This is a genomic window from Paucidesulfovibrio gracilis DSM 16080 (assembly GCF_900167125.1).
Taxonomy (GTDB): Bacteria; Desulfobacterota; Desulfovibrionia; order Desulfovibrionales; family Desulfovibrionaceae; genus Paucidesulfovibrio; species Paucidesulfovibrio gracilis.
Genome location: NZ_FUYC01000007.1, coordinates 1 through 13,177 on the forward strand (window position 1 = coordinate 1; position 13,177 = coordinate 13,177).

General features: G+C 56.3%; 14 protein-coding genes and 1 tRNA gene. 9 read left to right on the top strand and 6 right to left on the bottom strand.

From position 1 onward, the window contains the following. Positions 1-75 (bottom strand) — tRNA-Gly (locus tag B5D49_RS08640). Between the two features lie 208 nt (positions 76-283). Between B5D49_RS08640 and dksA the strand changes: the two genes are divergently transcribed. Further along, positions 284-646, top strand: a complete 363-nt coding sequence (gene dksA / locus B5D49_RS08645) for an RNA polymerase-binding protein DksA (RefSeq protein WP_078717296.1) — start codon at positions 284-286, stop codon at positions 644-646. A gap of 21 nt (positions 647-667) precedes the next feature. After that, the gene (locus B5D49_RS08650) at positions 668-2,206 is read left to right on the top strand and encodes an NFACT RNA binding domain-containing protein (RefSeq protein WP_078717297.1); all 1,539 of its coding nucleotides are present in this window, start codon (positions 668-670) and stop codon (positions 2,204-2,206) included. Positions 2,207-2,212: 6 nt separating this feature from the next. Here the strand turns inward: B5D49_RS08650 and B5D49_RS08655 are convergent, their stop codons facing one another. After that, positions 2,213-3,316 (bottom strand): AI-2E family transporter, encoded by a 1,104-nt coding sequence (locus B5D49_RS08655; protein WP_078717298.1) that lies wholly within the window; start codon positions 3,314-3,316, stop codon positions 2,213-2,215. Between the two features lie 24 nt (positions 3,317-3,340). After that, entirely contained in the window at positions 3,341-3,550 is a 210-nt protein-coding gene (locus B5D49_RS08660; RefSeq protein WP_078717299.1) for a hypothetical protein, read from the bottom strand. Between the two features lie 177 nt (positions 3,551-3,727). Between B5D49_RS08660 and B5D49_RS08665 the strand changes: the two genes are divergently transcribed. The 6 genes from B5D49_RS08665 to B5D49_RS08690 all read left to right on the top strand — a co-directional run bounded on the left by B5D49_RS08665 (position 3,728) and on the right by B5D49_RS08690 (position 7,739). Continuing rightward, positions 3,728-4,711 carry a nucleoside recognition domain-containing protein gene (locus tag B5D49_RS08665; protein ID WP_078717300.1) on the top strand — a complete coding sequence of 328 codons (984 nt, stop codon included), beginning with the start codon at positions 3,728-3,730 and terminating at the stop codon, positions 4,709-4,711. A 2-nt stretch (positions 4,712-4,713) separates the two neighbouring features. After that, positions 4,714-5,106, top strand: coding sequence for a Rid family detoxifying hydrolase (locus tag B5D49_RS08670; protein WP_078717301.1), 393 nt, complete (start codon positions 4,714-4,716; stop codon positions 5,104-5,106). 221 nt (positions 5,107-5,327) lie between these two features. Continuing rightward, positions 5,328-6,140 carry a 2-amino-3,7-dideoxy-D-threo-hept-6-ulosonate synthase gene (locus B5D49_RS08675; protein WP_078717302.1) on the top strand — a complete coding sequence of 271 codons (813 nt, stop codon included), beginning with the start codon at positions 5,328-5,330 and terminating at the stop codon, positions 6,138-6,140. A 247-nt stretch (positions 6,141-6,387) separates the two neighbouring features. Then, positions 6,388-6,768: a chemotaxis response regulator CheY gene (locus B5D49_RS08680; protein ID WP_078717303.1), complete on the top strand. Its 381-nt coding sequence runs from the start codon at positions 6,388-6,390 to the stop codon at positions 6,766-6,768. A 233-nt stretch (positions 6,769-7,001) separates the two neighbouring features. After that, complete coding sequence (locus tag B5D49_RS08685; RefSeq protein WP_078717304.1) at positions 7,002-7,433, top strand: periplasmic heavy metal sensor; 432 nt, start codon at positions 7,002-7,004, stop codon at positions 7,431-7,433. 12 nt (positions 7,434-7,445) lie between these two features. Further along, a complete protein-coding gene (locus B5D49_RS08690; protein WP_078717305.1) occupies positions 7,446-7,739 on the top strand; it encodes an SHOCT domain-containing protein in 294 nt (97 codons plus the stop codon). A 402-nt stretch (positions 7,740-8,141) separates the two neighbouring features. Here the strand turns inward: B5D49_RS08690 and B5D49_RS08695 are convergent, their stop codons facing one another. The 3 genes from B5D49_RS08695 to B5D49_RS08705 form a co-directional block, all read right to left on the bottom strand. After that, positions 8,142-8,495, bottom strand: coding sequence for a hypothetical protein (locus B5D49_RS08695; protein WP_078717306.1), 354 nt, complete (start codon positions 8,493-8,495; stop codon positions 8,142-8,144). A gap of 1 nt (position 8,496) precedes the next feature. After that, entirely contained in the window at positions 8,497-9,102 is a 606-nt protein-coding gene (locus B5D49_RS08700) for a hypothetical protein (protein WP_078717307.1), read from the bottom strand. 83 nt (positions 9,103-9,185) lie between these two features. Beyond that, positions 9,186-10,775, bottom strand: coding sequence for a glycosyltransferase family 9 protein (locus B5D49_RS08705; protein ID WP_078717308.1), 1,590 nt, complete (start codon positions 10,773-10,775; stop codon positions 9,186-9,188). A gap of 372 nt (positions 10,776-11,147) precedes the next feature. Between B5D49_RS08705 and acs the strand changes: the two genes are divergently transcribed. Further along, the gene (gene acs, locus B5D49_RS08710) at positions 11,148-13,130 is read left to right on the top strand and encodes an acetate--CoA ligase (protein WP_078717309.1); all 1,983 of its coding nucleotides are present in this window, start codon (positions 11,148-11,150) and stop codon (positions 13,128-13,130) included. The last annotated feature ends 47 nt before the right edge of the window (positions 13,131-13,177 follow it).

Consider the following 13,177-nt stretch of genomic DNA (forward strand, 5'->3'; position numbering starts at 1 on the left):
TGGAGCGGGAAACGGGATTTGAACCCGCGACTTCAACCTTGGCAAGGTTGCACTCTACCACTGAGTTATTCCCGCTCAGTGAAGGGACACTCTGTTTACTCGCGCCGCCCTTACCTGTCAACCCTTTCATTTCACTTTTTTCTAGAATAAAAATATCCGGTATCATTCATCATATTCTAGAGCTTTACTTTTGACATTTTTCTGTTATATCCACACACTTCATTCATTCTCGGTGTGGTGTACGCACCAGAACAGCGAATCATCCCCGCAGGAGTAGTCTCAGATGGATGCCAAAGATATCAAGTATTTCCGCGAAGTGCTCGAAGGTCTGCTCAATGACATCATGCAAAAAAGCCAAGAGACCATTGAGGATATGACCGAGTCCGGGGAGATCTATGCCGACCCCGCGGACAGAGCCACAGCCGAATCTGACCGCGCCTTCACTCTGCGCATTCGCGATCGCGAACGCAAACTTGTGCGCAAGGTCCAGCAGGCGTTGCAGCGTATTGATGACGGCGAATTCGGGCTGTGTTCCGAATGCGGCGAGGAAATAGGCACGGCACGGCTCAAGGCGCGCCCCATGACCACCCTCTGCATCCAATGCAAAAGTAAACAGGAAGAGGACGAAAAAGTACGGGGCGACTAGCAGTCAACTCGCGGCAAAACAATGGAAGCCAACTTTTTTCGCCACCTGGTCCAGGAGGCCGGGGAGGTGCTCCTCGGGCGACGGATCGAAAAAATCCAAGCCCCTGACGAGAATGTGTGGACCGTCCGCCTGGACGGTCCGCTTGCGACAAGACACCTTCTCTTTCGTCCCGCCAAGCATGGGGGGCTGTTCTTCTTTTCCGAACAAAAACCGGCCAACCCGCTGGCTCCGCCCGCCCGCGTTATGTGGCTGCGAAAGCGCATCCAAGGGCGACGCATCATTGCATGCCATTCGGACTGGTCCCGCTTGCGGCTGGCTCTTGAGTTGACGCCGTCCCGCCGCCAAGGAGCCGCCCGATTCGTATTGCTGGACCTGCGCACAGGCATCCGGCTGTCTGACGAACTGCCTGCAGATTTTTCGGACCGCATTTCCTGGCCAGACCTCAAATCAATTCAGAATGATCCCAACATCTGGCGGGGGCACCCCCAGATATCGCCACCATTACGCCGTCGTCTCACGGCTCTGGATGAGGAGGATGCCAGGGAGCTGTACGAACTGGTTACCTGCGCGCAACGACCGGTCCGATTTTACGTTCCACAATATGCCGATGGTCCGGGCATGCCGTTGATTTGGCCTGTTTCCGGTCAAAACCAAACTTTTCCTTCTGCTCTCAAAGCAGCCCAGGCCTGGGGTGTTCCCACGCTTTTTCCCGAGCTTGAAGCCCGGGTCGAACGGCCGGAACAGGTCCAGCGCAAACGCCGAACAAAGAAAATTCTTCGTGCTCTGGAGAAACTCGACCAGGAAAAAGCACGGTTGCAACGTCTTATGGATTTGCGCCAACAGGGAGAGATCATCAAGGCCAACATGCATCTGCTGGCGGAGTATCACCCGGAGACCAGCCCCCTGCCGAAACAAATGAAGCTGTCACACCCGGAACACGGCGAGGCAGTACTTGATTTTGATCCACGACGTTCGCCTTCAGAAAACATGGAGCAATGCTTTCGGCTGGCGGACAAAGGCGAACGGGGCTTCGTGCATCTGGCCCGACGCCGCAACGAGCTGGGCCGGGAGCTGGCCCGAGTGGAGCAGGGAAACATTTCCGCCCAGGATGCCCCGCCGTCTGCCAAAGAAGCAACGGCCCCCGCTCCGTTACCGAAAAAATGGCAACAGCTTGCCGTCCACCTCTTCACCACCTCGGACGGCTTTACCGTGGCGCGCGGCAAAAACAAAAAAGCCAACCACGAGATGCTCTCAAAGGCGGCAAGTCCCTTTGACTACTGGTTCCATGCCGCCAACGGTCCCAGTTCCCATGTCATTCTGAAACGGGATCATCCTGGGCAGGATGTACCCCGCCGGTCTCTTGAGGAGGCTGCGGCGCTCTGTTCGCTAAAAAGCGCCTTCAAGGCCGACGGCAAAGTGGAGATCATGTTCGCCCTTGTTAAGGACGTGCGCAAGGTCAAGGGCTGGGCGCATGGGCAGGTCAGCGTACAGCAGGTTCAGGGGACGGTAATCGCCAGACCGGATCAGGAACTGGAGACCCGACTCGCCCGACGAGAATAATTCGGTTCAGCAGTCCTCGCCCCGATTCTGCAACGCCTCATGGTACTCCTCACCGTAGATTTGCAGCATGACCATGACAAAGGAAAGGATCAACGGTCCATAAAGTATTCCTTTGAAACCGAACACGGACACGGCGCCGAGAATGGCGAGGAAGATGTAGAACGGCGAGACCTTTTGTGCCCCCCGCAACAAAAGGGGCCGTAAAAACGTATCGATGTTGACGACCAGACCAATGCACCAGAGGAACAGGAACAAAGACCAGCCCCACTCCCCGTTCACGGCAAGATAGATGACCGCGGGCCACCAGATCAGGCTGGCACCCACCACGGGAATAAGCGCGGCAAAGGCCATCATGGTTCCCCAGAACAAACCGGGAAAGCCCACCGCAGCAAAGCCGATCCCCCCGGCAAGACCTTGCAGGGCCGCCACAAAAAGGCTGCCCAGAAGCACACTCCGCGAAACCCGTTGCAGACTGTCGATGATGATATCTTCCTGGTATCGCTTCAGCGGACAGAGGTACTTGAGCCGTTGAACCATATTGGGTCCATCCAGCAGGAAAAAAAAGATCATCCCCACCAGCAGCAGAAATTTAAGCAGCAACCCGGCCGCGTCCCGCAGCAGCCCCCGGCTCATATCCAAAAGGTATTGGGCGAATTGTTCGGAATAGCCGAGCAGCTTTTCATCCAGATTAAGTTGCTCGACCTTCACGAACGGAAGATGCACCTTGACCCATTCCAGATAGCCGGCCATGGCACCGTCCCCGATCCACCGATCGAAATCCGTTGTCACGGCCCATTCGCGAATGGCACGCAAGGACTCTGCCCCCTGGACCGCCAATCCGAAAAGAAGGAAAAAAAGCGGCACAACAATCAATAGAGCAATGCCGCACGTGGTCAATCCGGCAGCAATGGTACGCCGATACCCGACCCGAGGCACCAGTCGTATATATAAAGGATAGGTAATGATGGACAACACGGCTGCAAACACGAAAGTGTGCAGGAAAGGAGAAAAAATCCGATAGGTCAAAAAAAGAGCGAAAAGAAGCAGCACCCCTAAAAAGGATGTATAAATCCGGCTGCCCAAAAAAGGCGTGGCGTTTCGATCCCCCACGTTTGCATTCCTTGTTGTTGAGAATTATTCACGATCCTGTTCCCCGTCTTTTTTTTGACGGGAGTCCATCCTGTCACGAAACGTCAGGCTCGCCAGGCACCCGCAAAGCATGCCCAGCGCTACGGCCTTGGGCAGGGGGATAAGGCCGGTCCAGCCCACAATGGCTCCCAAGGAGCCACCCAAAAAAATACCCTTGACCATCACTTCCATGGTCTTCCACATGTTGCCTGCCATGGGATCCTTCCTTGCTGTAAGAAAAAGCGCGAGTTCGATGTCGTATCGGGTGGTCGTGGATTTCTTGTGTCACAAATTGCCACGCCCCACAAGAAGCGCTTCCCTTTCCGACCGAAAGCGCATAGGTTTTCCACTCGGCATTGAGACCGTCCTGAAACCAACAACCTCAAAGATATTATGCTCCACCGCATCCTTCGATCCATTGTGGAGGTATTCAAGCAAGGCACCTCCGCCTCCTTGACGTTGTTCAAGGTCATGATCCCCATCGTGTTCGCGGTGCGACTGCTCCAGGAATTCGACCTGATCCGGCTCCTGGCCGATCCCTTGGGACCGGTAATGCGGTTGGTGGGTCTGCCTCCGGAAATGGGTCTCGTCTGGGCAACCGCGCTCCTGAACAACATTTATTCCGGCATGATCGTTTTTCTCTCCCTGGTGGAGAACGCCCCGATAACCGAGGCGCAGGCCACTGTCCTGGGCGTCATGGTTCTCATCGCGCACGGTCTGCCCGTAGAATTATCCATTGCCCGCAAATCCGGACCACGGCTTTTCTTTCAAGGGCTTTCCCGCGTCGGTGGCGCTCTGCTGCTGGGGTGGCTGCTGAGCCAAATATATACCAACTTCGACCTGCTTCAGGGACCGGCCAACGTGCTCCTGCAACCGGAAGCGGGTACCGGTCCCGTTCCCTGGGGACCATGGATCCTGGATCAAGCAGTAAATCTGATTTCCATTTACGGCATCATCCTGGCTCTGGTCGGGATCATGCGCATACTTGAAGCCGTGGGCGTCATCAATCTGGCGAACCGTCTGCTCCGTCCGCTCCTGCGCATCATCGGCATCGGTCCCAAAGCTTCGGCCATTACCGTGGTAGGGCTTACCCTGGGCCTTTCCTATGGTGGTGGCCTGATCATTCACGGCGCACGCTCCGGCGAAATCGACCGTCGCGACGTCTTTTACTCCCTTACCCTCATGGGGGTCTGCCATAGTCTTGTGGAAGATACGTTCCTCTTGGTCATGCTTGGAGGACACCTCTCCGGCTTACTTTGGGGACGCCTGTTCTATTCCCTGTTTTTCGTGGCCCTGCTTGTTCAATTGGTGCGATACCTCCCCGGACGATTTTGTGATCGCTTTTTCTGGGGACCGCCCGAATCCAAAGGAGCATAACCATGTCGGAAATCCAAATGATCCACACCTCCAAAGCCCCGGCCGCCGTGGGACCGTATTCCCAAGGAACCGCATGGAACGCTTTGGTCTTTGTCAGCGGCCAGCTCGGCCTGCTGCCTGAGAGCGGCACTTTTGCCGGTGGTCCCGAAGACTTCGAATCGCAAGCACGTCAGGCACTGCGCAATATGTCCGCCATTCTGGATGCCGCTGGATCAAGCCTGGAGCAAGTGCTCAACGTGGAAGTCTTTCTGACCGACATGGGGCAATTCGCCACATTCAACGCCATCTATGAAGAATTTTTCAACACGCACAAGCCTGCACGAGCCGCCGTGGAAGTCGCTGGCCTGCCTAAAGGCGGGCTGGTCGAGGTAAAATGCACCGCCACAAAATCGTAACTTGACACACCTTTTCACCAAAGTGTAAACAATGTTTATGACGACCCGAATCCGCACGAATTTCTTTTTTGTGTTTTTCTTTTTTACGGCTTTCCGCGGCCTCGGGGTGACGTTGTAATCGATTTTCAACATATCAGATCGCCTCAAAGGGTCGCGGATCGTTCCGCGGCCTTTTTTCTTTGGCTCCGGAACACCCCGATCCCGGCGAAAAGGAGCTGACAATGCTGCTGGGAAAAGCTGTTCGAATGGAACGCATCATGAATCGGGACAATGGCCGTTTGATCGTGGTTCCCCTGGATCACGGAGTAACAGTCGGTCCGATCTATGGCTTGGTGGATCTGCGAGACACGGTCAACAAGGTAGCGGACGGAGGAGCCAACGCCGTGCTCATGCACAAAGGCCTGCCCCGTTGTTCGCACCGGGGAACAGGACGCGACATCGGATTGATCGTACATCTTTCCGCATCCACGGCACTCTCCCCCACACCCAACGCAAAAACCATGGTCGGTACCGTGGAAGACGCCATCAAACTTGGAGCCGACGCGGTAAGCATTCACGTGAACCTGGGCGACGAAAGCGAACGCTCCATGCTCTCGGATCTCGGTGCACTCTGCTCCCGGGCCGGAGACTGGGGAATGCCCGTACTGGCCATGCTCTATGCTCGCGGTCCCAAGGTAAAAGATGAATACGCCCCGGATGTCGTGGCCCACTGCGCCCGGGTGGGAATGGAGCTTGGAGCCGACATCGTCAAGGTCAACTACACGGGTGATCCGGAATCATTCCAACGCGTCACCGAAGGATGCTGCGTTCCCGTGGTCATTGCTGGCGGCCCCAAAGTCGACAGCAACTACGACCTGGTCCGCATGGTTCATGACTCGGTCCAGGCGGGCGGAGCCGGCATTTCCGTGGGGCGAAACATCTTCCAGCACGACCATCCCGCCCGTCTGGTGCGCTCCCTGTACAAGGTCGTCCATGAGGGATGGAGCGTGGAACAGGCTCTTCCGCTCCTGGATTCTCCCGAAAGCGCACAATAAACAAACTCTTCCTTCCTGTGTCGGCAAGACCTACGGCCCGGTTGATTCACCGGGCCTTTTCGTTTACATATCAATGAATTAAATAAAGCATTATAGGATCGTCATCGGTTGACACCGTTTTTTTGTCCAGACCCATTGCATTCCTGACATTATTTAACTAAATAAGGAAGAATACTCGGGTGTCTTGCATAGACAAATGGGCACGGCGATCCGGCCTGACCGTGATCAAGCAGGGAGGACTTAGACAATGCCCGCAGATAAAAGCATGAGAATTCTGGTGGTTGATGACTTTTCCACCATGCGGAAAATCATTAAAAACATCCTGCGTCAGCTTGGATTTGAAAATGTCGTGGAAGCTGACGACGGCACCACCGCATGGGATGTTTTGAACAAGGACAACATCGACTTTGTCGTTTCGGACTGGAACATGCCCAAGATGACGGGCATTGAGCTGTTGCGCAAGGTTCGCGCCAGCGAAGAATACGCCGACACCCCCTTCCTGATGGTTACAGCTGAGGCCCAGCAGGAAAACATCATCGAAGCGGTGCAGGCCAAGGTTTCCAACTATATTGTCAAACCCTTCACTCCGGAAACCATGAGTGAAAAAATCGACAAGATCTTCGGCTGACTGATTCTCGTTTTATCGCCAAAGACCAAATGGGGAGTGTTTCGGCACTTCCCTTTTTTTGTTGCACATCCCTATTCACAAAACTGCACTTTTCTGCACATTTTACTCTTTTTTTCTGCACATCTCGCGTGACCTAAAACATAATAACCCGATTTTATTACTTTTCATTTTTAGGCACGATCCCTGCTATATGGTTTGTGTACTGCAACCAACCAGTGCAACAGGACCATTGCATGAATACCTCACCCCTTCTGCTTACAGCCACGCTTTTGGCACTGCTTTGCGCGGCTGCGGCCCAGGCGCAGGATAACCAAGGTTCTGCGCCATGGGCCGCCCTCTTGGGGCTGCGCGAAACACCATGCGTAGGGAAAATGCTGCCAACAAAGCAGCGCAAGGAATTCATGCAACTCAAACGAGAACACGAAGATCTGCGACGGAAATTGGGACGGGAACTCTACACACGCCAACTGGAATACGATGTGTATTCGCGCTCCCGCCAGCGGCAAAAGGATCTGGACGAACTGGCCGATGAAATGCAGCGATTGCGGCAAAAACTGGTACATGAGGACCAACGCTTTTGCTCGGTGGTGCAGGAACGGTTCGGCCTGGATATCTCCAAGAATCTGCACTGCGTTCCCATGGACGCCATTTCCGCTGAAAAATAAGGAGAATGCCACATGCCCTTCGGGGAACCACTTATGCACCACGCCAATTGCTCGTCGTTTACCGACGCCATATTTCATGGGTTTTCAGGACACCAAGGCTGGTTTCAGGGCTTTCACTTCCCGTTCGGAATGCTTGGACTGATTTTGCTGGTGGCGGGTACCATTTGGCTGCTTACCCGGAGGCGGGAATCCGTGTGCCAGGAAGCTCCGGATGTTTCGGCACTGGAGCTACTCCAACGCCGCTACGCTTCCGGGCATATTGATCGGGAAGAGTACCTCCGTCGTCGTACTGACCTGAATTCCTAACGTATTTCTCTCCCCTCCTCACTCTACCGGGACGCGGCGATTGCTGCCCCCTCGCCGCGTCCCGGCATACACGGAGAAACGCCCCAAAGCTGTATCTGCTTTGGGGCGTTTCTCCGTATCAGTCTTTTCGATACAAAAAAAATTCGTTGCTCCCCATGGGGAACTTTCCATGCCGACATCCGGGAACCCGACGCAACGGCAAGTTACCAACCGGACCGGCCCATCCTCGCCTTTTGCGGGTCAGCCGCCCCTGAAGTAGCAGCTATCGCTTGACGTTCCAGGCTACGTAAACACCCGGCCTGCCACGACAGCAGCACTCTCAGGGAGCGCACGAACAGCACCATTCGCGAAAGGCACCAATGTTCCGGTATGAAACCGTCCTCACTCCGACGGAACCGTTCGTTACCCCATCCGGTTTACGAAACGGGGCATACCGGCTCCAGGATGGCGGCGTTGGGAACCATACGCAACGGAGCGCTTACGCTTACCCTGAAGCTGCTGCAACTCCTGCCGCACGTCTTCACGCTGGCGCCGCGCCTCGCCGACGATACCCTGGTGCAAATCCTGTAGACGTTGCAGCGCCTCAAGCATCCGCTTCTCCACACTCTCATCGCGCAGCCGCCAACTTTCCGCCACAAGGAATTCCCTCCTGCGGGCAAGCTCAGCCGCTCCATCGAGATCTCCCTCCCGAAGCAGGCGCATCTCTTCCTGGGCCGTACAGGTAGCCTGTTCCAAAAGCTCCAAAGCGGAGCTCATCTCAGGCCTCCCCGCCAACCTGGATTTCGGTGCGAATGGTCTCGACCACGCCTTCCCACTTGGAAACTGCGGGCAAAAATTCGTATTCCAGCAAGTCGGCCAAAAGAACCCAGTCCTCATTCGAAAGAACTTCCGTCATTTCGGTGAAAAGGACGGAAAGCTGTTTGCTGGCTGCGAGAAAATCGGGCTGACTGCTGAGACCGAACTCTTCGCGCAGGGTTCCGACCATGGCCAGAAAACTGCGGACCACATCAAGCAGATCCTGATAGGTCTCCAAGGCCTCGGCATCGTCGGCCTGACGGAACAATTCCGCCACCTCGCGCCCGCCCTTACTCATAAGCTGGATAACCTTGTGCAGTTCCTGCGTGATGTCCACGGCCATTTCCGCAACGGGTACGCTACGGATTTCCACCTTCTCAATCTCCTCGGACTCGATGTCTTCAGCTTGATGCGGGTAGATTTCGGAAAACGGCTGACCATTCAGGAACACATCGGTGACGACACGGTTCTGGAGCGCGTCGTTTTCCATCAGGCTTTCCAACACCTGCTCCAGATTTTCAAAATCGTTCAGGGCCACTGCGGACTGCTGGCCATCGATTACGATCATGGGGATTCTCCTTTCCCTTGTCGGTGAACTGCAAATTTTGCCTCAGGGCAATACGGCCTAAAGCAATACAAAAACCATGCCGCTCACGACAATTCCGACAGAAACCCTTCCATAAGCGCCCGATGCCGCCTTGTGAGGGACACGAGATGATCCAACGCATCCCCTTTGGATTGCAGTTCAAAATGCCACAACATACCCAGAACCTCCAATTCCGGCTCCCGAGCAAGCGTAGATTGGACCCTCTGGCAGGTGGCCAGCACTTTATTTTGAACAGCCCGCACCGGTCGCGTAGCAAGCACCTGGGATTGCTGCTCCAACAAAAATAATAAATCGCGGGCTTCGGAAAACGCCGCTGTCAGGCGTTCCGCTTGTTCGGAACACAGCCCGCCACAAGGTTCAGCCGTTTTCTCTCCTGGACTGGGCAGAGACGCGTCGTCAAAAAAGCGACGATACAAGCGACGCTGCATGCCGATCCAGCGGGTTCGGTCCTCATGCGCATGTCCGGAAAGCGATTCCAAATCCATAAACCCGTCATCCCCGCGAACACTCCGCCAAACCCTTGCCCCCGCGGGAATCGCCTGCTCCACGCCTCCGGAAAAAAACTCTGCAACCGCCGCTCTGTATACAATCTCCGGCGACACGCTTTGCCGACACCGGTGCCGTTCCTTGCAGGAGGAACCAAAGGCACAGGGGTGGCAGGATATATCCGGCTCAAAGCAGAGACTGCCTTCGCGATACGGCCCGGTGTCAAACGGTTGAGCCGTGGCAAGAAACACCGCGGCAACAGGCGTTCCCAAACCTGCGGCCAGATGCATGGTTCCCGTATCGTTCGTCACGAGCAGTTCAAGCCGCGGAAGCACGCCCGCCAGTTGTGTGAGCGAGGTTCGCCCCACCAAATTGATCACAGATCCGGCAAATCCGGAAACAAACCGTTCGGCCAAGGTTGTTTCCGCATCACTGCCGAGCAACACCGGCGTCAATTTTTGATGCTTGGCAAAGAAATGCGCCGTCCGCAAAAACGCATCCACAGGCCAACGCCGTTGATCCTCGCTCGCACCGAGTTGGATTCCAAGGAAACGGCTTTCACCGTGCTCCTCCTGGCTATGCAGGAGCGCCGTAACATCCGCTTCCAGTCGTTCGCCCTCCCCTCCCTGGGGAAGCTTGAGCGAAAAGCGGCTGCTGCGACTCCCCACGCCCGCCACGCAGCGAAACAAGTCCACCACATTAAAGGGGCTGGCACCCCGATGGCCGGAGGCCAGCTGTAAAAAAGCGGCCCAGGACGATGAGTCCGCGTTGAATCCGTATTCATCCACGCTGAACCCGCGCACCGCATCCGGCGATCGATTTGGAGACAACGCCCGGGCCAGCAGCCTGGCCGGAAGGGACGGCGTCAGGTTCACGATTCGGTCGGGAGCATACTCTCGCTGCACCCAACGACGCAATTGATCGAAATCACGGACCGCCCCCCGCCAATCCTTCTGCAGTGCGGCCAGCAAGCGCGCCCCAGGGAAAGATCCCAACCAGTCCACGCCGTCGAGCAATGCTCCGGCATGCGCAAAATTATCAAGACAAAGCAGCCCGACACGATCTCCCGCATCGGTCAAGCCGGAAACAACAGGCTGGGTCTGGATAAGGTCGCCGAATCGGGTCAGGTTGAGTACGAGCACATTCATATTCCATGCATACCCTGAACAGGACGGACACGCCAGTGTTGCGAACACGGACACCATTGCCACACCCGATCCCCTGGAGTGCCTGCGCTGTTTTCCCCCTCCGGGGATGGAAAGCCGTTTGCCGCTCCCGCTCTGTTCGCGTATATGAAAGAATGATCCCGCTTTAACGGACGCAGGGAATCATGAACGGTTTGTTCCTCCCGCTGAACGGCAACGCCTCGTTTCTCGCCCCGTCCATCCCGCCCATCCGCACCGTTCACCGAAAAGGAGATGCGCTTCGGCGCCCGGGCTTGCTATGAATAGCCTCACAGACAAGCCCATCACCCTTCCAAGGGACACTTTTTTGAACATTGACGAGGAGGAATCACCGCCATGACCGATGAAAAAATTGAAAGCCTGAGTAAAGAATCCCGTCTGTTCCTGCCGCCGACCAATCCCACGGCCGCTGTCGGAAGTCAGGAGGAGTACGAAAGGATTTATCGGCGCTCCATCGACGACATGGAGGGGTTCTGGGCGGAACGCGCCGACGAGCTGCTTTCCTGGGAAAAAAAATGGGATAACGTGCTGGAATGGGATTTCGACGTTCCGGAAATCAAATGGTTCTCGGGTGGGAAGCTCAACGTGGCCTACAACTGCCTGGACCGGCACCTGGAAAACGGCCGTCGAAACAAAGCCGCGCTTATCTGGCAGGGTGAGCAGGACCAGGACGTGAAGGTCTACACCTATCAGATGCTGCACGACGAGGTCTGCCGATTCGCCAATGTGCTGAAGAAAAAGGGCATCAAAAAAGGGGACCGCGTTTCCATCTACCTGCCCATGATTCCGGAACTTGCCGTGGCCATGCTGGCCTGTGCCCGCATCGGAGCGCCCCACTCCATCGTGTTCGCTGGCTTTTCCGCCAATGCCCTGCGTGACCGCATCAATGACTGCGGTTCCAAAGTCCACATCACAGGCACCGCCGTGAACCGTGCCGGACGACAGATTCCGCTGAAACCCAACACGGATGAAGCGCTCAAGGAATGCCCGGGCGTGGAACAGGTCGTGGTCGTGGATTCCGCCCCCGGCTATCAGGCCGACATGGTGGAGGGCCGCGACGTCTGGTGGCACGAGGAAATGGCTGAGGACGACGTGCACGGCGGTTGCCCTTGTGAGAGCATGGAATCGGAAGATCCGCTGTTCATCCTCTATACCTCCGGTTCAACGGGCAAACCCAAGGGCGTGTTTCACACCCAGGCCGGCTACCTGACGTATACCGCCCACACCTGCCAATGGGTCTTTGACCTCAAGGACGACGATGTGCATTGGTGCACAGCGGATATCGGTTGGGTCACGGGCCACTCCTACATCGTGTACGGGCCTCTGGCCTTGGGAGCCACATCCCTGATGTTCGAGGGCGTTCCCACGTATCCCAACCCGGACCGGTACTGGCAAATCTGCCAGAAATTCAAGGTCAACATCTTTTATACCGCCCCCACGGTCATCCGAGCGCTCATGCGCGAAGGCGACCAGTGGACCCAAAATCACGATCTTTCCAACCTGCGTGTGCTGGGTACGGTGGGCGAGCCGATCAACCCCGAAGCCTGGATGTGGTATTACAAACAGATCGGCAATTCCAAGCTGCCCATCGTGGATACCTGGTGGCAAACGGAAACGGGAGGACACGTCATCTCCGGCCTGCCCTACGCCACCCCCATGAAACCAGGTGCCGCTTCCACACCGCTGCCCGGCATTGACGCAGCCATCATCGACAAGGACGGCAAGGAAGTCGGTCCCGACGAAGGCGGCTTTTTGGTGATCCGCAAGCCCTGGCCCGGAATGCTGCGCGGTGTTTGGGGCAACCAGGAACGCTTCAAGGCAACCTATTTCGCCGGGTTCCCCGGTACCTACGAATCCGGCGACGGCGCCCGTCGGGACGAAGACGGCTATTTCTGGATCATGGGCCGCGTGGACGACGTGATCAACGTCTCCGGCCATCGCCTCGGCACAGCGGAAATCGAATCCGCCCTGGTGGCGCATCCCGCTGTGTCCGAAGCGGCCGTGGTGGGCATGCCGCACGAAGTCAAAGGCCAGTCCATCTATGCTTACGTGACCCTGAAAGGGGACGAGGACGAATCCGATGAACTGCGCAAAGAACTGGTGACCCATGTGCGCAAGGAGATCGGCCCGCTGGCCGCTCCTGAAATCATGCAGTTTGCACCCGGACTGCCCAAAACCCGCTCCGGCAAAATCATGCGCCGCATCCTGCGCAAAATCGCTGAGGGTGACACATCCAACCTGGGCGACACTTCCACTCTGGCCGATCCCGGCGTGGTTCAGGATCTCATCGAAGGCAATGCGGACCTGACCGAAAAATAATCCGCAACGCATACAGGGGACACGGCCCCGCCACGGCGGGGCCATAA

Coding starts and splice junctions, on each gene's coding strand:
- dksA (WP_078717296.1), top strand. CDS start 284: ATGGATGCCAAAGATATCAAGTATTTCCGCGAAGTGCTCGAAGGTCTG.
- B5D49_RS08650 (WP_078717297.1), top strand. CDS start 668: ATGGAAGCCAACTTTTTTCGCCACCTGGTCCAGGAGGCCGGGGAGGTG.
- B5D49_RS08660 (WP_078717299.1), bottom strand. CDS start 3,550: ATGGCAGGCAACATGTGGAAGACCATGGAAGTGATGGTCAAGGGTATT.
- B5D49_RS08665 (WP_078717300.1), top strand. CDS start 3,728: ATGCTCCACCGCATCCTTCGATCCATTGTGGAGGTATTCAAGCAAGGC.
- B5D49_RS08670 (WP_078717301.1), top strand. CDS start 4,714: ATGTCGGAAATCCAAATGATCCACACCTCCAAAGCCCCGGCCGCCGTG.
- B5D49_RS08675 (WP_078717302.1), top strand. CDS start 5,328: ATGCTGCTGGGAAAAGCTGTTCGAATGGAACGCATCATGAATCGGGAC.
- B5D49_RS08680 (WP_078717303.1), top strand. CDS start 6,388: ATGCCCGCAGATAAAAGCATGAGAATTCTGGTGGTTGATGACTTTTCC.
- B5D49_RS08685 (WP_078717304.1), top strand. CDS start 7,002: ATGAATACCTCACCCCTTCTGCTTACAGCCACGCTTTTGGCACTGCTT.
- B5D49_RS08690 (WP_078717305.1), top strand. CDS start 7,446: ATGCCCTTCGGGGAACCACTTATGCACCACGCCAATTGCTCGTCGTTT.
- B5D49_RS08695 (WP_078717306.1), bottom strand. CDS start 8,495: ATGAGCTCCGCTTTGGAGCTTTTGGAACAGGCTACCTGTACGGCCCAG.
- B5D49_RS08700 (WP_078717307.1), bottom strand. CDS start 9,102: ATGATCGTAATCGATGGCCAGCAGTCCGCAGTGGCCCTGAACGATTTT.
- B5D49_RS08705 (WP_078717308.1), bottom strand. CDS start 10,775: ATGAATGTGCTCGTACTCAACCTGACCCGATTCGGCGACCTTATCCAG.
- acs (WP_078717309.1), top strand. CDS start 11,148: ATGACCGATGAAAAAATTGAAAGCCTGAGTAAAGAATCCCGTCTGTTC.